Origin of the sequence: Falsihalocynthiibacter sp. BN13B15 (assembly GCF_041205415.1) — a bacterium.
In the GTDB taxonomy this organism is placed as follows: domain Bacteria; phylum Pseudomonadota; class Alphaproteobacteria; order Rhodobacterales; family Rhodobacteraceae; genus Falsihalocynthiibacter; species Falsihalocynthiibacter arcticus.
The window spans coordinates 365,793-383,605 of the sequence record NZ_JBGFCE010000001.1 but is presented as its reverse complement, the minus strand read 5'-3'; the positions used below and the strand labels follow the sequence as shown (position 1 = coordinate 383,605).

At 52.2% G+C, this 17,813-nt stretch carries 20 protein-coding genes and 1 riboswitch; of the genes, 8 read left to right on the top strand and 12 right to left on the bottom strand.

Annotation, left to right across the window (positions count from 1 at the left end):
* Positions 1–3: 3 nt before the first annotated feature.
* Positions 4–52: riboswitch (SAM-SAH riboswitch) on the bottom strand.
* Between the two features lie 33 nt (positions 53–85).
* The 7 genes from lnt to miaB form a co-directional block, all read right to left on the bottom strand.
* Positions 86–1,588, bottom strand: a complete 1,503-nt coding sequence (gene lnt, locus AB9F26_RS01870) for an apolipoprotein N-acyltransferase (protein WP_369767148.1) — start codon at positions 1,586–1,588, stop codon at positions 86–88.
* A complete protein-coding gene (locus tag AB9F26_RS01865) occupies positions 1,581–2,486 on the bottom strand; it encodes a transporter associated domain-containing protein (protein ID WP_369767147.1) in 906 nt (301 codons plus the stop codon). Before AB9F26_RS01865 ends, lnt begins: the two co-directional genes overlap by 8 nt.
* Positions 2,487–2,551: 65 nt before the next feature.
* Positions 2,552–3,070, bottom strand: coding sequence for an rRNA maturation RNase YbeY (gene ybeY, locus AB9F26_RS01860; protein WP_369767146.1), 519 nt, complete (start codon positions 3,068–3,070; stop codon positions 2,552–2,554).
* Positions 3,054–4,100: a PhoH family protein gene (locus AB9F26_RS01855; protein ID WP_082802165.1), complete on the bottom strand. Its 1,047-nt coding sequence runs from the start codon at positions 4,098–4,100 to the stop codon at positions 3,054–3,056. The genes ybeY and AB9F26_RS01855 overlap by 17 nt, the downstream gene beginning before the upstream one ends.
* A gap of 116 nt (positions 4,101–4,216) precedes the next feature.
* On the bottom strand, positions 4,217–4,510 hold the full coding sequence (locus AB9F26_RS01850) for a hypothetical protein (RefSeq protein WP_369767145.1): 294 nt from the start codon (positions 4,508–4,510) through the stop codon (positions 4,217–4,219).
* A gap of 4 nt (positions 4,511–4,514) precedes the next feature.
* Entirely contained in the window at positions 4,515–5,099 is a 585-nt protein-coding gene (locus AB9F26_RS01845; protein WP_335585301.1) for an OmpA family protein, read from the bottom strand.
* 228 nt (positions 5,100–5,327) lie between these two features.
* Positions 5,328–6,650 carry a tRNA (N6-isopentenyl adenosine(37)-C2)-methylthiotransferase MiaB gene (gene miaB / locus AB9F26_RS01840; protein WP_335585300.1) on the bottom strand — a complete coding sequence of 441 codons (1,323 nt, stop codon included), beginning with the start codon at positions 6,648–6,650 and terminating at the stop codon, positions 5,328–5,330.
* Positions 6,651–6,772: 122 nt separating this feature from the next.
* On the opposite strand from miaB, the gene AB9F26_RS01835 reads away from it, so the two are divergent.
* Positions 6,773–7,642 (top strand): hypothetical protein, encoded by an 870-nt coding sequence (locus AB9F26_RS01835; RefSeq protein ID WP_369767144.1) that lies wholly within the window; start codon positions 6,773–6,775, stop codon positions 7,640–7,642.
* A gap of 6 nt (positions 7,643–7,648) precedes the next feature.
* On the opposite strand, the gene irr is transcribed toward AB9F26_RS01835, so the two are convergent.
* Positions 7,649–8,086 (bottom strand): Fur family transcriptional regulator Irr, encoded by a 438-nt coding sequence (irr, locus tag AB9F26_RS01830; RefSeq protein WP_052274647.1) that lies wholly within the window; start codon positions 8,084–8,086, stop codon positions 7,649–7,651.
* A gap of 173 nt (positions 8,087–8,259) precedes the next feature.
* On the opposite strand from irr, the gene fabA reads away from it, so the two are divergent.
* The 3 genes from fabA to AB9F26_RS01815 are packed head-to-tail and all read left to right on the top strand — an operon-like array spanning position 8,260 to position 10,831.
* Positions 8,260–8,772, top strand: coding sequence for a bifunctional 3-hydroxydecanoyl-ACP dehydratase/trans-2-decenoyl-ACP isomerase (fabA, locus tag AB9F26_RS01825; protein WP_039000745.1), 513 nt, complete (start codon positions 8,260–8,262; stop codon positions 8,770–8,772).
* Between the two features lie 33 nt (positions 8,773–8,805).
* Entirely contained in the window at positions 8,806–10,035 is a 1,230-nt protein-coding gene (fabB, locus tag AB9F26_RS01820; protein WP_039000744.1) for a beta-ketoacyl-ACP synthase I, read from the top strand.
* Between the two features lie 7 nt (positions 10,036–10,042).
* Positions 10,043–10,831 carry an enoyl-ACP reductase gene (locus AB9F26_RS01815; RefSeq protein WP_039000743.1) on the top strand — a complete coding sequence of 263 codons (789 nt, stop codon included), beginning with the start codon at positions 10,043–10,045 and terminating at the stop codon, positions 10,829–10,831.
* 80 nt (positions 10,832–10,911) lie between these two features.
* On the opposite strand, the gene AB9F26_RS01810 is transcribed toward AB9F26_RS01815, so the two are convergent.
* Positions 10,912–11,340: a peptidylprolyl isomerase gene (locus AB9F26_RS01810; protein WP_039000742.1), complete on the bottom strand. Its 429-nt coding sequence runs from the start codon at positions 11,338–11,340 to the stop codon at positions 10,912–10,914.
* Positions 11,341–11,500: 160 nt separating this feature from the next.
* Here AB9F26_RS01810 and AB9F26_RS01805 point away from each other — a divergent pair, with 160 nt between their 5' ends.
* Genes AB9F26_RS01805 through AB9F26_RS01790 form a run of 4 tightly spaced genes read left to right on the top strand, consistent with a single transcriptional unit; the run spans position 11,501 to position 14,817 of the window.
* Complete coding sequence (locus AB9F26_RS01805) at positions 11,501–12,187, top strand: haloacid dehalogenase type II (protein WP_335585297.1); 687 nt, start codon at positions 11,501–11,503, stop codon at positions 12,185–12,187.
* Positions 12,184–13,008, top strand: a complete 825-nt coding sequence (locus AB9F26_RS01800) for an alpha/beta hydrolase (RefSeq protein ID WP_335585296.1) — start codon at positions 12,184–12,186, stop codon at positions 13,006–13,008. The genes AB9F26_RS01805 and AB9F26_RS01800 overlap by 4 nt, the downstream gene beginning before the upstream one ends.
* Complete coding sequence (locus AB9F26_RS01795) at positions 13,005–13,976, top strand: threonine/serine dehydratase (protein WP_369767143.1); 972 nt, start codon at positions 13,005–13,007, stop codon at positions 13,974–13,976. Before AB9F26_RS01800 ends, AB9F26_RS01795 begins: the two co-directional genes overlap by 4 nt.
* 31 nt (positions 13,977–14,007) lie before the next feature.
* The gene (locus tag AB9F26_RS01790) at positions 14,008–14,817 is read left to right on the top strand and encodes an alpha/beta fold hydrolase (RefSeq protein ID WP_335585294.1); all 810 of its coding nucleotides are present in this window, start codon (positions 14,008–14,010) and stop codon (positions 14,815–14,817) included.
* Positions 14,818–14,983: 166 nt separating this feature from the next.
* Here the strand turns inward: AB9F26_RS01790 and AB9F26_RS01785 are convergent, their stop codons facing one another.
* From AB9F26_RS01785 to AB9F26_RS01775, 3 genes are read right to left on the bottom strand one after another with little or no spacing between them, the layout of a single operon-like run.
* Positions 14,984–15,835: an ABC transporter permease gene (locus AB9F26_RS01785; RefSeq protein ID WP_335585293.1), complete on the bottom strand. Its 852-nt coding sequence runs from the start codon at positions 15,833–15,835 to the stop codon at positions 14,984–14,986.
* Between the two features lie 4 nt (positions 15,836–15,839).
* On the bottom strand, positions 15,840–16,697 hold the full coding sequence (locus tag AB9F26_RS01780) for an ABC transporter permease (RefSeq protein WP_039000733.1): 858 nt from the start codon (positions 16,695–16,697) through the stop codon (positions 15,840–15,842).
* Positions 16,697–17,791: an ABC transporter ATP-binding protein gene (locus AB9F26_RS01775; protein ID WP_369767142.1), complete on the bottom strand. Its 1,095-nt coding sequence runs from the start codon at positions 17,789–17,791 to the stop codon at positions 16,697–16,699. Before AB9F26_RS01775 ends, AB9F26_RS01780 begins: the two co-directional genes overlap by 1 nt.
* Positions 17,792–17,813 lie beyond the last annotated feature (22 nt).

The following is a 17,813-nucleotide window of genomic DNA, read 5'->3' as shown; positions in this document are numbered from 1 at the left end:
AATTGCTCCAGTTAAAGTTGCCCGCCACTTCAGGAAGCCGTTGTGGGGGAAAGATGAATGTCGCTACCCGTGAGATGAATGGGCGTCAACGTGAAAGTCGGTATCTATGCACTGTTAGACTTAAGATAAGGGTAAAGAAAAAGAAAATAAGTGGAATATTTCCTGTTTTACTAAAAACTGTGGCAGAATTGGGGGCTGGAAGGGCAACGTCCAGCGCTCCTGCGACGCCCAAAGGTAAACTATCAATCACCCGCCCATAAGGGTCAATAGCGGCCGAAATCCCTGTATTTGCGGCCCGAACCACCGGAAGCCCCTGTTCAATTGCGCGCATTCTAGCTTGCGTTAAATGCTGATAGGGCCCTGCTTTTTTGCCAAACCACGCATCATTTGTAATATGCAAAATCCAATCAGGCCGATCCTTGGCGACATGTACATCACGCGGGAAAACCGCTTCATAGCAAATTAACGGCAACGCGCGCCCCAACGCGCCAAGCTCCAATATTTGCGTACCACTTCCAGCTTGATATCCGCCACCCAACTGGTCCGCGATTCCAGAAAGGCCAAGTTTTCGGGCCACCGTACCAAAAGGAATATACTCCCCAAAAGGAACGAGATGGCTTTTGTCATACGTCTGCGCAATGCTGCCATCCCCGTTAATAACGACCATGGAATTATAGAAACCATCGTCATCCTCCCGTTGAATACCCGCGACAATTGGAACCCCACCAGAAGCCTGAACCATAACGTCAAAGGCCCTGCCCGCCTGCTCCATCAAATACGGAACAGCCGTTTCAGGCCAAACAATCAAATCAGGTTTGTGGTCAGAATTTTGCGCCGTAAGCGCGAGATTTCGCTCCCAAAACAAAGAGATTTTGCCTGATTGCCATTTTTCACGCTGCGCGGCATTGGTTTGCACAAGGCGAATAATGGGAGCATCCAAACGAAGGGATGGCCCCTTCGACAGTTGCGAAGCGCCAAATACGACAGCAATAACAGCAACAAGTGCCGCGCCACTAAGCGCCACCCATTTTTGCCGCCCAGCGAGACCAAAGCCCCCGCCCAAAACGAGAAATGTCAGGAAAGTAAGGCCATACGGTCCAATGAGTGAGGCAACCTGCGCCACGGGTGTGTCCACCCAAATATAGCCGACAAGGCCCCAAGGCAGCCCCGTAAACAAATAACCGCGCAACATTTCGGCAGCAGCCCAGCCAAGCGCCAAAGCCAAGCCCGGTGAACGCGTTCTCCATTTCGCCCATCCAAATCCGGCACCCCACAAGAGCGCCAATCCTGCAGAAAGAAAAACAAGCGCGAATGGAGCCATCCAACCATGGCGCGCCGCGTCGACCTGAAAGGGAGCCATGATCCAATAAAGCGATCCCGCGAAGTAGACCGTCCCGACAAGCCAACCCAAAAGGGCCGCCTGTAGCGGGGTAGAAACTCGGAGATTCAGATAAAAAACGCTGAGGATGCCAATTACCGCAAGCCACCACAGCGAGAACGGAGCTTGGCCAAGCGCCATTGCGCCCCCAGCCAATGCCCCAAAAAGCAATGTCGCCTTAAACGCGGAAGGCCGCAAAATGCTAGCCATCCACAGGTTCAACGATCCGCGCCCGAAGACGTTTTATCTTACGCAAATCGGCGTCGACGATCTCAAACTCGACCCCATTGGGATGACGCACAACCTCGCCACGGGACGGAACATGCCCCGACAAAAGAAACACAAGCCCACCAAGGGTATCAACCTCGTCCTCATCCACGACCGACCGCAAATCCACGCCGATCTCGTTTTCAAAATCCTCAAGCGGGGTGCGTGACTGCACCAAATAGCAGCCATTTTTTTCCAAATTCCAGTAGGTGTCTTCTTCGATGTCATGCTCGTCTTCGATCTCGCCAATAACTTGCTCGATCAAATCCTCAAGGGTGACCAATCCGTCGACTCCACCATATTCATCAATAATCAACGCCATGTGGCGACGTTCGCTCTGCATTCTTTGCAGCAAAACGCCGATTGGCATTGAGGGCGGCGCAAAAATAAGGGGCCGTAAAAGTGGCTCTAACGCAAATTTTCTGGAGCGGTCGCCGTTAAATCCATGCTGAAGCGCCAAGTCTTTGAGGTGGATCAGGCCAATGGGCGTATCCAATGTACCGTCAAAAACAGGTAAGCGCGTCAATCCGGACTCGCGAAACAGGGACACCAAAGCGTCCTTGTCTATGTCTTTTGGAACAGAAACGATTTCCGCCTTGGGGATAGCTACATCCTCGAGGTTAAGACGCCGCAAATTAATCATACCGCCGCCAGATTGTGCCGGTGTTCGCGGCACATCCGTTGGACTATCAACGATCTGGGTTTCTTCTGTCGGGCTCAGGGCGCCAACGATGCGGCTAAAAAAGCCGCGTGTCTCCGGAGGGATTTCTTCAGTTTGCGCGCTCTGCGCTGCGCTAGAGGAGTCTTCGCTCCCTCCATCGATTGATTGAGTGTCGCCCATGGGCCCTTTCCAAAATACATAGTACGAATGTGCACATATGCTTCGTTAACGAAAAATAGTTAATACTATGTTTTATATGGGTCTGGAATAGATAAAGTTTCAAGTATGTCCCGCTCTAAACCTTCCATTAAATCCGCATCTTTTTCGCGAATGTGATCGTAACCCAACAAATGAAGGACCCCGTGCACAATCAAATGGGTTACATGGTGGTTGATTGGCTTGCTTTCATCGGCAGCTTCACGCGCACAGGTGTCATACGAAATCGCAATATCGCCCAACTCATCCGGCATGCCAAAATCTGCGGATTGCGAATCCGGTTCTGGATTTTCTGGCGATTCCCCATCGATTTCCGCAGCTCGCTCTTCGCTCGGCCACGATAATACATTCGTCGCGTCGCCTCTATCGCGAAACTCCGAATTCAATTCCGCAATACGATTGTCATCGCAGGCCAGAAGGCTGATCTCAAACCCATCGGAAATTTTGAGGAAGCCAAGAGTCGCCGCCGCAGCGCGCTGCGCCAATTTCTCAATCCCAACATCATCCCAACGTGCGTCTTCCGTCGTAATATCAACGATTTGTTTCATCGGAACTTTCATAGGCCTCAATAATGCGTGCAACCAACGGATGGCGTACAACATCTTTGGACGTGAAGTAATTGAAGTCGATTTTCTGGATATTTTTCAACAATTCTTCTGCTTCTCTCAAGCCGCTTTTGATCCCTCGCTGAAGGTCGATCTGTGTGCGGTCACCCGTAATCACCATGCGACTCCCCTGCCCTAGACGGGTGAGGAACATCTTCATTTGCATCGTCGTCGCATTCTGTGCCTCATCCAAAACAACAAAAGCGTTGGACAATGTACGCCCTCGCATAAAAGCCAAGGGAGCAATTTCAATCTTCTTGTCCTCAATCAGCTTAGCTACTTGTTTTGAAGGCAAAAAATCATTGAGCGCGTCGTAAAGCGGCTGCATATACGGATCGACTTTGTCTTTCATGTCGCCAGGCAAATAACCCAATTTTTCGCCAGCTTCGACCGCGGGCCGTGACAAGATTATTTTATCTACATGCCCGTTGATAAACATATTCACCCCGACGGCCACCGCCAGATATGTTTTCCCCGTCCCTGCAGGTCCGATCCCAAAAACAAGCTCATTGTCAAACAGAGACTTCACATAGGCTTTTTGCGCTTCAGTTCTGGGCTCAACGAGCTTCTTACGCGTTTTGATCTCGACCTTATCGCCAACAGATAACTCAAGCTGGTCTCCAGTGAGGACACCAGTTCCTTTATCAGCTCCCCCCATGCGGATTTCACCATCTATTTGGCCGCTTTCAACATCGCCGCCGCCTTCTAGACGCAAATATAGCGACGAGAGAACATCCTTGGCTTTTTCTATGGAATCGGGCTCGCCCATAATATCAAGATGATTGCCGCGGCGAACGATCTGAACTGTTAAGTCAGTTTCAATTTTCGCCAAATGGCTATCGTACGGACCACAAAGACTTATCAGCAAACGATTGTCAGGAAATTCAACGTGAATTCTAGTGACTGCGTCACCGGCTATCGGGCGTTGCGAGGATTTTGTTCCCAAAAAGGACTCCCTAGGACTGTGTTCCATTCAATGTTGCCAACTTGCGGCCTAGGGTGCAAGGGGTCAGAAACAAGTTTCACGATTCTGATACAAAAACGGCCACCGTGTTTCCACGATGGCCGCTAAAGTCGCTGAAAATTTGGCTAGATTGGGTCGGAGCGACCACCATTATGGCCCGCAGCCTCGCCAACCGGCAATATACCCGAGCAAACGCGTGCGCCGGTACGTGGTTCCAATCGCGCAACCGCGTACCCTTCGATACCGTCATCGGCGATCCAAGTGTCACACCCATCTGGATCGACATAGACACCCCATTTAACTTTACTTGCAAGGGAACCGGAATCAATAAAGCGGTCGACCGATTGATCAGTCTTTGGCGTACAAGCCGAAACGGCGACAGCTACTGCCGCAACAAGAGTAAAACCTTTAAGTGCCATCAGATTAATACCCCCCGATGTTTCGGTGACAGAAAATTTCCACCCTGCGATTTTGTTGCATCCCTGCGGATGTATTATTTGCCGCACGCGGATATTGTTCACCAAGTGCTCGAATGGCCGTTACCTTTGCACCAGCCGCTTGGGCAACCTCAGCAACAGTTTTCGCCCGCCAGCCAGAAAGTTTGATGTTGGACTCATAAGATCCGCGCGAGTCTGTGTAACCGTTGATTGCGTATGAATACACGCCCTCTTGTTTGAAAAACTTGGTCAAACGCTCGCGCTGACCTGGGCGCAAATTACCACTCGCGGTTGTGAATAGATTATCGGAAGGCTCACTAAAACAAACGGCAGTTTCGCCACAAATTGGCTTTCCGTCGCGGTCTGTCCGGTTCCAAGCATAGCCTTCCCAGCCGTCATCGATCATCCAAACCTGACAACCATCCGGCGTAACACCCAACGCAGGCTTATAGCGATCCGTTTTGATCGTGTTTTGAGCCGACGCGCCATTAGGTACGGTAACGCTCACTCCGAAAATCGCAATCCCGACGACCACTACGCGCAAAGCGCTTATAAAAATTCTACTTATCATTCCCGTCCCTTTTTGTGAAACGCAGCACAGAAGAATACTGTGATACCACTTTAGGTGCTTATAAAACCTAAAGGAACTTTATCAATATTTAGGTTTTTTGAAAGCAGACAATGGGAATACTGTGGAGACACAAGAAACAGTTGCGAGCAAATTCCAAGACTAGCCCTGTCCGAGAAACGGTTTCCGCTATTCCTCTCAACCCAACGTTGAAAGCACGGCAACGCCGCCCTAGTCGAGCAATTTTCCGCCGAGGGAGTTGCGCTCTGTGTTGATGATTCTCACCCGCGCGATATCCCCACGTTTGGCGTTCGGAGCCGTCACGTGAACGGCATGCAAATACTCGGATTTTCCAACCATTTGCCCCTCCATACGCCCTTCCCGTTCAAACAAAACGCTGACGTCCCGCCCGACCATCTCATCCTGAATCGCGTATTGTTGCGAACTCAACAACGCTTGCAAACGTTGCAAACGATCATTGGCTTCAGCGACGTCAACAAGGGGGCGTTCCGCCGCTGGCGTTCCGGGCCGCGAGGAGTATTTGAACGAATAGGCTTGGCCATAACGCACTTGCCGTACAAGCTCCATCGTTGCCTCAAAATCGGCTTCGGTCTCCTCAGGGAAGCCCACGATAAAATCACCCGAAAGAAGAATATCCGGACGCGCCGCCCGAATGCGTTCGATCACCTTAAGGTAACTCTCGGCCGTGTGATTGCGATTCATCCGTTTGAGGATTTTGTCACTGCCACTTTGCACAGGAAGATGCAGATACGGCATCAGTTTTTCGCATTCGCCGTGGGCGGCAATAAGGGCATCCGTCATGTCGTTTGGGTGGCTCGTGGTGAAGCGAATACGCTCCAAACCATCGACATCGTTCAACGCCCAAATCAGCTTATCGAGCGTCGTGTCACCATCCGGCCCAATGCCATGATAAGCATTCACATTTTGCCCCAATAGGGTGATTTCACGCACCCCACGTTCGACCAAATCACGCGCTTCCGTCAGGATACGATCCACAGGGCGGCTCACTTCTGCGCCGCGTGTATAAGGCACTACGCAAAATGCGCAGAACTTGTCACAGCCCTCTTGGACGGTCAAAAACGCCGTAGGACCACGTGCCGCTTTCGGGCGATTAGGCAGTTTCTCGAACTTATCCTCTTCGGGAAAATCCGTATCAAGCGCGCGCTTGCCCTGACGAATAAGTGCCTCCATTTCGGGCAGGCGGTGATAGCTTTGCGGTCCAACAACAAGATCCACAGCAGGCTGGCGACGGACGATTTCTTCGCCCTCGGCCTGCGCCACACATCCAGCAACAGCAATTTTGAGGTTCGGATTGTTTTCCTTATGAACCTTCAAGCGCCCAAGTTCCGAATAGACCTTCTCGGCTGCTTTTTCGCGAATGTGACAGGTGTTAAGCATGATCATATCGGCAGAGGCCGCATCATCGGTCGTTTCATAGCCAACGCCACTCAAACTCTCCGCCATGCGCTCACTGTCATAGACGTTCATCTGGCAACCATATGTTTTGATAAACAGCTTCTTTGGAACAGACATAACAGGCCTCATGGATTCATCGGGGAGTAACTCTGTGTCCCTACACAACTATGAGCGCACCTGCAACGCTTGCAATAACAAGAGAATTCGCAGAAATTGAGGAAAACAATACGGGCAGCGTCATGCAATATTCTAACCTTCAGGAATTCCTACAAAATAGTGGCGATGCTTTGACCAAAGGGCCGATCGCAATTCTTCTTATGGAAGACCTTGTTGAAGTTGATACGACGATTCGCCATCACCTTGCCCTTGGTTTTAAAACGGTCTTGCTGTTCGCGCCTCGCGGATTGGAACTTCCCGTCGAATTCAAAGAAAAAGTCCATTGCATCACCGCCAATTTGTTCGAAAAAAACGCAACCCAGACAATTGTAAATCGCGTCAATGACGCGGCCATCGGGCAATGGATTTACTACTGCTATAACGCTGAGTACCTCTTTTTTCCCTTTTCAGAAAACCGCACGATTGGCGAAATGCTCGCCTATCACACAGAAGAGCGGCGCGATTCCATGCTGACCTATGTTGTCGATTTATACGCCCTTGATTTGGAAAAATTCCCCAATGCCGTCACCCTCGAAGGGGCGCATATCGATAAATCGGGCTATTACGCCCTCGCCCGTGCGGACGCCGCCACTCACAACCACCCAAAAGAACGCCAACTCGATTTCTTTGGCGGCTTAAGATGGCGGTTCGAAGAACACATTCCCGTGAAAAACCGCAAAATAGACCGAATTTCAATCTTTCGGGCAAAAGCAGGACTCAAACTCCGCGAGGATCACACCTTCTCTGATGAAGAATACAACACCTATGCTTGCCCATGGCATCACAATCTTACGGCGGCTGTTTGCAGTTTTCGGGTCGCGAAGGCCTTGAAACTCAACCCTGGCTCATCAATCGAGATTGACACCTTTAAATGGCACAATTCCATACCCTTTAAATGGCATGGCCAACAACTTATGGATCTAGGCCTGATGGAACCCGGTCAGTGGTTCTAGCAACCGCTATTTTCTGCGCAACCGAATAACCACATCAACTTTGGAGATTTCGGCCCCCGCTGGCGCATCGGGAATCTGCGCCAAAACCAGTTGTTCTTTTGGGGCATCCGTCAAAATAGCTTCATCTTCCCAGAAAAAATGCGGGTGATCACTCATGTTGGTGTCAAAATAGCTTTTTGAACCATCCACAATGATTTCGCGTAACAGCCCCGCTTCGCAAAACGCTTTCAGCGTATTATAAACCGTCGCCAGCGACACTTTTTCGCCCGCCTCACTCGCGGATTCATACAGGCTCTCTGCGGTTACATGACGATCATTGCCGTCGCCGACCAACAGTTCCGCCAAGGACAGGCGCTGGCGCGTTGGACGCAAGCCAGCACAGGACAGCCACAAAGAACTAATCTCTTTTGAGTCTGGTGTAAGAAGAGGTGCCGCGGTTTCCATAGGTGCCTTTGACTAAGTTCCCCACCATATAAGGGGTTTTTACAGCATTTTTCAAACAGGTTTTTTTTACGCGGACATAAACACGTATATTGTGCGAACCCTTGCCAGCCTAAGTAGCGGGATGGTAAAGAGGAAGTGTACAATTGGCACACAATATATGGGGGCAAGGCCGAATGGCTAATTTTCCGAGCAGCTTCGACAAAGAAGATCTTATAAAATGCGCACAGGGCGAGCTTTTTGGCCCCGGTAACGCGCAATTACCAATGCCGCCAATGTTGATGATGGATCGCATCACAGACATCAGCGCGGACGGCGGACTTCACGGCAAAGGCCATGTGGTTGCCGAATTCGACATCACACCCGACCTCTGGTTTTTTGAGTGCCACTTCCCCGGCAACCCAATTATGCCCGGATGCCTCGGCCTAGATGGCCTTTGGCAGCTCACAGGCTTCAACCTCGGTTGGCGCGGTATGACAGGCCAAGGCATGGCGCTTGGCGTCGGTGAAGTGAAATTGACGGGCAAAGTGACCCCCACCCGCAAATTGCTCACATATAAAGTTGATTTTACCAAGGTTATCGACCGCGCTAAGATCAAAGTTGCCTTGGCTGACGGCGTTCTCTTTGCCGATGGCGAACAAGTTTACGAAGTTAAAAACATGAAGGTTGGTTTGGCTCCGGCCGAATAAGCTTAACAAACCGAACCTTACGAAAGGACACCCATGCGTAGAGTCGTTGTCACAGGGATGGGCATTATTTCCCCCATCGGAAATTCTGTTGCTGAAGTTGAAGCCTCCCTTCGGGCGGGCAAATCGGGTATTATTCGCGAAGAAACCTATGCCGAAAATGGCTTTCGCAGCCAAGTTGCTGGTATTCCGCAAATTGACCTCGCTGAATCCATCGACAAACGCCAGTTGCGGTTCATGGGACCGGGTGCTGCCTATAACTACCTCGCGATGGAACAAGCAATCGCCGACGCGGGCTTGGAGCCAACCGACGTTTCTAACGAGCGCACAGGCCTCGTTATGGGCTCTGGTGGTCCGTCCACGTCGAACTTCTTCTCGGCCTTTACGACCGTCAAAGAAAAAGGCGCGCCCAAGCGTATGGGGCCCTTCATGGTCACCCGCTGCATGAGTTCGACCAACTCTGCCTGCCTTGCGACTCCGTTTAAAATCAAGGGCGTGAACTACTCCATCACGTCCGCCTGCTCCACATCTGCGCATTGTATCGGCAACGGCGTTGAGCAAATTCAACTTGGCAAACAAGACATCGTCTTTGCCGGTGGTGGCGAAGAGGTTGACTGGACTTTGAGCTGTCTGTTTGACGCGATGGGCGCCATGTCGAGCAAATATAACGACACCCCAACAACGGCCTCTCGCCCGTTTGACGCCACACGCGACGGTTTTGTCATCGGCGGCGGCGGCGGTGTTGTTGTCCTCGAAGAGCTTGAGCACGCAAAAGCCCGCGGCGCGAAAATCTACGCAGAAGTCACAGGTTATGGCGCAACATCCGACGGCCACGACATGGTGGCTCCGTCTGGTGAAGGCGGCGAACGTTCGATGAAACTGGCGCTCGGCACCTTGGAAAAAGGCCGCTCCGTGGATTACATCAACGCTCACGGCACCTCCACACCTGCGGGCGACGTGACCGAAGTAAACGCGGTGCGCCGTGTATTTGGCGAGGGTTCCACCCCACCAATGGCTTCAACCAAATCACTCACCGGCCACTCGCTCGGCGCAACCGGCGTGCATGAGGCAATCTACTCGCTGATCATGCAACAAAAGGGTTTCATCGCGGCTTCGGCAAACATCACCGAACTTGACCCCGCAATCAACGAGGGCGAAATCGTCCAAACTCTGCGCGAGAACGTCGAAATCGATACCTTCCTTTCCAACAGCTTTGGATTTGGGGGCACAAACGCCACCCTCGTCATGAGCAAATACCACGGGTAATTGCCACATGGCGAATTTGATGAACGGAAAACGTGGCCTCGTCATGGGGGTCGCCAACGAACGGTCGATTGCTTGGGGCATTGCAAAAGCTTTGTCCGAAGAAGGCGCTGAACTGGCTTTCACCTACCAAGGTGAAGCTTTCGGCAAGCGGGTACTTCCCCTCGCCCAAACCCTCGGTAGCGACTTCATGGTGGATGTTGACGTCACCGACGATGCTTCGCTTGATAGCGCCTTTGCCGAACTCGAAGCAAAATGGGGCAAGATCGATTTCATCGTCCATGCCATTGCCTTCTCGGATAAAAACGAGCTCACGGGACGCTTCGTAAATACCAGCCGCGAGAACTTCAAAAAGACTCTCGACATCAGCTGTTATTCCCTCATCGAAGTGGCCCGCCGCGCAGCCCCTTTGATGACCGACGGCGGCACGATCCTGACCCTGACCTACCAAGGGTCAAATCGCGTGACACCGTTCTACAATGTGATGGGCGTTGCCAAAGCCGCGCTCGAAGCAGCAGTGCGCTATCTTGCCAACGACCTTGGCCCCGACGGAATCCGCGTCAACGCGATTTCCCCCGGTCCAATGAAAACGCTCGCTGGTGCCGCCATTGGCGGCGCGCGCGCGACCTTCCGTCAAACCGAAGCCAACGCCCCAATGCGCGCGAATGCAACTTTGGAGTCCATCGGCGCGACGGCGGTCTATCTGGCATCTGATGGGGGCGCCTGCACAACGGGCGAAATCATTCGGGTCGATGGTGGCTACCATGTGCTCGGCATGCCGCAGCCAGATAATCTTTAAAAAGTTTAAAAAGGCACCCCTTTGAGTGTTTAAAAACTTTAAAAAATTGCGCCGCTGAGATCCTCAGCGGCGCTTTTTGTTTACGCAATCGAAACCAGTTCAATCGCGAAGGTAAGGTCCTTACCGGCCAGTGGATGGTTCGCATCCAAAACCACAGAATCGTCACCAACTTCTGCGATCGTCACCATGACAATCCCGCCTTCAGGCGTTTGCATTTGCAATGCCGTTCCAATTTCCATCGGAACATCATCAGGGAATTGATCACGCGGCACAGGTTGGCGTGCGTTGTCTTGCAAGGGGCCATAAGCCTCTTCGGCAACGGCCTTAATTGTCTTTTTGTCGCCCACGTTCATACCGGGCAATTCTTTGTCGAGACCAACAATCACCTCGCCACTTCCGACCGTAAACTCAAGGGGACCGCGCCCCTCCGAAGTATCAAAAACACTCCCGTCGTCCAGCGTACCCGTGTAGTGAAGTGCGATTTTATCGCCCTTTTCAACTATTTTCATCTCGTGCCCTTTCAATATCCATCAGTGCGCGGCTCTAACCGCTATCTGAAAAACGGGCACTCTAGGGATTATGTGCCAACTGTAAACCCTCAGTCTTTTATGAAATTTCGCTTTCCGCGCCTAGGCCCCCGTGCCAAACTCCGGCAAAAGGGAGGGCACCATGACCATCACAACTTGCATCTTTGACGCCTACGGAACACTTTTTGACGTGGCTGCCGCTGCGCGCGAGGCCGCAGCAGAGCCCGGTCGCGAAGACTTCGCCAAGCTTTGGCCCAGGGTCGCAAGCGATTGGCGTCTGAAACAGTTGCAATACACATGGTTACGGGCGGTTGCCGATGCGCATGACGACTTTTGGGAGGTCACCCAGAACGGCCTAGATTGGGCCCTCGAAAACAGCGCCATTGACGATCCAGACCTGCGCGAACGCCTCCTGCAACTCTACTGGGAGCTCTCGGCTTACCCCGAAGTCCCCACTATGCTTGCCGCCCTCAAGACGGCGGGATTAAACACCGCCATTCTCTCAAACGGGTCTCCCGAAATGCTTTCAGGAGCGGTAACTTCTGCGGGCCTCGCAGACCTATTGGATGACAACCTTTCGGTCGAATCCGTGGGCGTCTTTAAGCCACATAAGTCGGTTTATGACCTTGTCGGGAAGCGTTTTGGTTGTGCAAATGACGAAGTTTTATTTGTATCTTCAAACGGTTGGGACGCTGCTGCCGCGACTGGATATGGCTTTCAAACTGTTTGGGTGAACCGCTCAAAAGAGCCGATGGATCGCCTTCCTTGGACGCCTAAAAACACTCTTTCCGACCTCAAAAACATCCCTGAATTGGCAAAATCTCTATGAATCACACCTACAAAAGCGTTGATGGCCTCACGCTAAATTATATGGACCAAGGCGCTGGTCTTCCCGTCATCTGCCTCCCCGGCCTGACCAGAAATGCACAAGATTTCGACTATCTGGTCCCGCACTTCCCAAACATTCGCATCATTCGCCCCGATTATCGTGGTCGGGGAAAATCAGACTGGGCCGATCCGGCCACATACACGGTTCCCGTCGAGGCAGGTGACATTCTGGCCTTGATGGACTACCTTGATCTCGAAAAAGCCGCGCTTTTAGGGACCTCCAGAGGGGGCCTCATCGCAATGGGTCTTGCCCGTGCCGCCAAGAACCGCTTGCTTGGGGTTTGCCTAAACGACATCGGCCCCGTGATTGAACAAACGGGACTCGATGATATCGCACAGTATTTGGGACGCCCTCCCGCGCAGAAAAACTACCAAGACGCTGCGGTAGCTAGGGCGAACTATCTCACGGGATTTCGTAATGTCCCGATGTCGCGCTGGCAGGAAGAAGTGCAGAACCAATTAGCGCAAACAGATGACGGCCTCGCGCTGCGATATGACCCCCGATTGACGGATACCGTGCTGGCCACATTTAATGCCCCTGCGCCCGATTTATGGCCCTATTTCGACGCATTGGATGGCCTTCCAACCGCCCTTTTACGTGGCGAGACTTCCGACCTATTATCGCGGGAAACAGCCGAGGAAATGCTGAGACGTCGCCCCGATATGTTTTTCACGCAAGTCGCGGACCGAGGCCATATTCCATTTCTGGATGAGCCTGAGAGCTTGGAATTGATCCGTTCGTGGTTGGGAAAAATGCAGTGAACTTTGACCGAATCCAAGCCGCTGCAATCCGCTTAAACGGGCGTGCGCGCGTCACACCGCTCCTCTCCTCTCCCTTTCTGGATAAGATCGCCGGACGACAGGTTTGGGTTAAAGCAGAATGTCTCCAGCACACGGGTTCGTTTAAATTCCGAGGTGGCTGGGCAGCGGTTTCCGCCTTGAATGACGAGGAGAAATCGCGCGGCATTTTGGCCTACTCCAGCGGCAACCACGCCCAAGGCGTCGCATATGCTGCGCAAAAACATGGCGTTGCTGCGACCATTTTAATGCCTTCGGATGCGCCCGAAATTAAAATTCAAAACACGCGGGCATTGGGAGCAGAAGTCATATTGTACGACCGTTCCACCCAAGACCGCGACGCCCTAGGAGAGGCGCTCAGACGCGAGAAAAACCTGTCGCTCATCAAGCCATTCGATGATCCAGAAGTTATCGCAGGGCAAGGGAGCGTCGGGCTTGAAATCGCGCAGCAAGCGCAGGTTGAGGACATCCTAGAAGCAGATGTTCTGGTCTGCTGCGGCGGCGGTGGTTTAACGTCTGGTGTGGCCCTCGCCCTTGAAAAAACCGCTCCCCGTTTTACCGTGAGACCCGTGGAGCCAGAGGGGTTTGACGACGTGACCCGTTCGCTGGAAACAGGTGTACATCAGACGAACAAATCAGCGTCAGGCTCAATCTGCGACGCCATTTTAACCCCGTCACCTGGACAAATCACATTTCCAATTCTTAAACGACTTTGCGGGTCGGGCATTGTGGTTACGGAACTAGAAGTTTTGCAGGCAATGGCACTAGCCTTTCAGCGCCTTCGTATTGTCATTGAACCAGGTGGCGCGGTATCGCTTGCGGCGGCGCTTTTCCATGGAAACGAGCTTTCAGGCGCGCATGTCATTTGCATCGCGACTGGCGGAAACACCGACCCCGCGACTTTCAAAGCTGCCCTCCAAACGTTAGATTGAACCTTCACGTTTTCAACAAATGGCATCAATCATGGCGAACCTATCGACTCCTCCCCGATCAACGCTTCATTCCGAATTCGGAAATCCCGATGGCTCGCCCGTCGTGTTCATTCATGGGCTGGGAATGGAGCGGAGCGTCTGGCTGGACGCCATAAACGCCTTAAACAGTCGACAGGATTGCCGCATCATCACTTATGATCTGAGCGGGCATGGGGCAAGTGACGCCCCCAGTGGCCGTGGCTCCATGGGTGCGCTCATTCGCGACGCGGAGCTGCTCATGGAGGGGCTAATGCTGCTCGATGCCGTGGTCGTCGGGGTTGGTTTGGGCGGGATGATTGCCCAAGGCTTGGCGATCAAACGGCTAGACCTCGTGCGTGGCCTTGTCCTTCTAAACTCCGCCGCAAAACTCGGCACCAAAGCCCATTGGGATGCCCAGATCGATCGCTTAGAACAAGGCGGAATGCCCCAAATTAGCCAGTCCCTGTGGGACGGATGGTTTAGCAAACAAGCTCGCACAACGACCACATATATGCCATGGCGGCACATGCTCGATTCCACTAGCCCGGAGGGGTTTATCGCGGGGATCGAAGCGCTTTCTGGCACCGATTTCTATACGCCGATATCCGGCTTAAGCCTGCCAACCCTCGGAATTTCCGCCTATAACGACTTACTTTTCCCGCCAGACCTCATGCGGGAAACGGTGGATGTCATCAAGGGCTCAGAGTTCCAAATCATGCCACGTGCTGGTCACCTCGCTATGGTCGAAGCCCCTGAGGATTTTGCGACACGATTGGACACTTTCTTGACGCGCATCGGGCACCGCGTCACTGTTTTGAATTAGGGTCATGCTAAGTTCGCCAATGTAAAACCACTGTTTTGCGCGCGATCGGCTGTAGAAAGAAGTGCCTATGATCAGGCGTCCACCGTTCAACTCCATCCCGCTAACCCTCAGGATTGATGGGGGGGTATTTTCGGAATTGCCCGAAACTCTCTGAGTAAACGCCTAACTAGGCTTTGCGCTGAAAGGCGATCATTGTGAGGGCAAGCAGAGAAGATCCCAGCATGAGCAACAACGAAACCGCGTTTAGGACGGGCGTAGACCCTTCCCTGAGGCGGTCAAACATGGTGATGGTCAACGGCGAGTCCGAGCCGACGAGCATCAGAGTCGTGTTGAAGTTTTCAAAACTCATTAAGGATGCAACGAGGAGCGCTCCTAAGATTGCGGGGCGCAAATAAGGCAAAGTAATCGTTCTTACCGCCGTCATCCGAGCAGCCCCGAGACTAAGTGCTGCCTCCTCAAGGCTGTGGTCAAACTTCTTGAGTCGTGCTGAAATGACAAGCGTCGCGATCGTTGTAATAAAGGAAAACTGGCCGAGGATCACCAAAGCAAGACCGGGCCGCAACGCCTCAATGTCCATACCCAAGTTGTCTTCAATTCCGTTCGCCAAAGTTGATGAAAACACCAGAATCGAGATACCCAAGACAATCCCGGGTATCACCAGTGGTAAAAGCATCAAGATATAGAGAGCGCTTTTGAAGCGAAACTCATAGCGGTTAAAAAGGAACGCATTACACGTGCCAACGAAAACCGACAAAACCGAAACGCAAACCGCGACAAAGGCGGACGTGCCGATGGACGTCAGGATACTGCTTTCATAAAAAACGCCACGGTTGGGCAATTCAGTTCCGAAGAACCAGTCCAACGTGAACCCCTTCCACGGCAACGACGGAAACAAGCTGTCGTTGAAGGCAAAAACGGATACGACCACAAGCGGCAGCGAAAGATAGATGAAGAACAACGCAACATAAGCGCCATAGGTGATTGAAAACGCAGGGGATTGTTTGATTGTTGGTATCATGCGCCTACCCCATCGTCTTTTCGAGTGTTTGACCGGAAAGCTTGAGTGCGCCCCAAACTATGAGCGAAGACAGGCCAAGAAGCAGGAAGCCAAAGGCCGCCCCAAGTTCCCAATTAAATCGTACAATGAACTGATCATAGATCATTTCCGTAAACCAAAGACTGTCCTTACCACCCAACATAATCGGGGTGAGATAATTGCCCAGCGACAGCATAAAGACAACAATTGAACCCGAAACAATACCGGGTACTGCGTGGGGAATGATGATTTCACGCAGAACAGTTAAGCCATTGCCGCCAAGGTCGTATCCCGCTTCGATCATGCTGTCGTCGAGGCTCTCAAGGGTTGTCACAAGCGGTACAACCATGAACAGCATCGACGTATAGACCAGCCCGACCATCATGGCCGCATCGTTATAAAGAAACTCAACAGGGCCGTCGACAATCCCCGACCATTGCAAGAATTGAGAGAAAATCCCCGTTTCCCGCAGCAGGATCATCCAGCCAAAAGTCCGCACCAATTCCGAGACCCAGAACGGCACAAGACACATGAGAAACAAAACCGATTGAAGGCGCCCTCGCGCAATTTTGGCGATGTAATAGGACACCGGAAAGGCGATGAACAACGTTAGGATTGTCGCGAAAATTGACATGAACGCGGTGCGCAAAAAAGTGCGGATATAAAGCGGCTCTGTGAAGAACGTCAGGTAGTTGGCGGGGCCCGTTTCATATTGCCGAACGCCCACTTTTTCCTGTAGCGACAAGATAAACATATCGATATGTGGGATGATGATCAAAAGGGAAAGCCAAAGCAAAAGCGGGCTTGCCAGAAGGATAAATCCAAGTTTCGCGCGGGCTCCCATCAAGCAACTCCAAAGCAAAGAGATTGTGCCGCGCCCCAGCCAATGTGCAGTGTATTTCCGCGTGATAAATCCGCGAACTCCCCTGATTGTGGCAGCGCAACGTCGATTGTCCCCCCTGTCGGAACGGCCAGCAAAACGCGACTGTTTGCGCCGTTGAACAGCACGTTTTCAACCGTGCCAACAGCGCTATTATCCTGCCCCGCTACACCAGAAGCGGCACGTGCGATCCTTATGGCCTCTGGACGCAAGAAAATTTGGGCCATGTCGCCCTTTGCGAGCGAAACTTGCGACACGCCTCGCAGCGAAAGACCAGCACTTGTGCGCACGCTAATTGCGCGCCCGTCCACGCTTTCAACAAGGCCTTCCCAACGATTTGAATCGCCCACAAACCCAGCAACAAATGGCGTTTTCGGCGCATAGTAAAGGTTAGACGCGGTATCGAGTTGTTCGAATCTCCCTGCGTTCATTACGGCGACTTGGTCGCTCATCACAAGGGCTTCGGATTGGTCATGCGTAATATAAACGAAGGTCGTATCGAACGCCGCCTGCAAGGATTTCAGCTCAACTTTCATGTGCTCACGCAGCTTCAAATCCAGCGCCCCAAGGGGTTCGTCAAGCAACAGAACGTCTGGCTCAAGAACCATACACCGTGCAATTGCGACGCGTTGTTTTTGACCACCCGAAAGTTGATCCACTTGGCGTTTCCCAATTCCGGGAAGCCCGATACGCTCCAACGCATCACCAACTTTGGCCTCGATTTCGCGCTTCTTTAAGCCCTGACGACGCAAACCATACCCGATATTTTCTTCGATGTTCATCATCGGAAACAGAGCGAGATGCTGAAAGACCATATTGACCGGACGCCGATTGGGCGGAGTTTCAAGAACCGAATGACCTTTGATTTGAATGTCGCCAGACGTGGGATCAAGGAATCCCGCGATCATCCGCATGATCGTGGTTTTTCCACATCCCGACGGCCCGAGGATTGAAAAGAAGGATCCCCTTGGTACGGAAAAGGTCACATCATCCACAGCAAGAGTTTCCGCAAAACGCTTCGTGAGGTTGATGCAGTCGAGGTCATTTACAGTCGTCATTTAGAACATCCAAAATAATAGA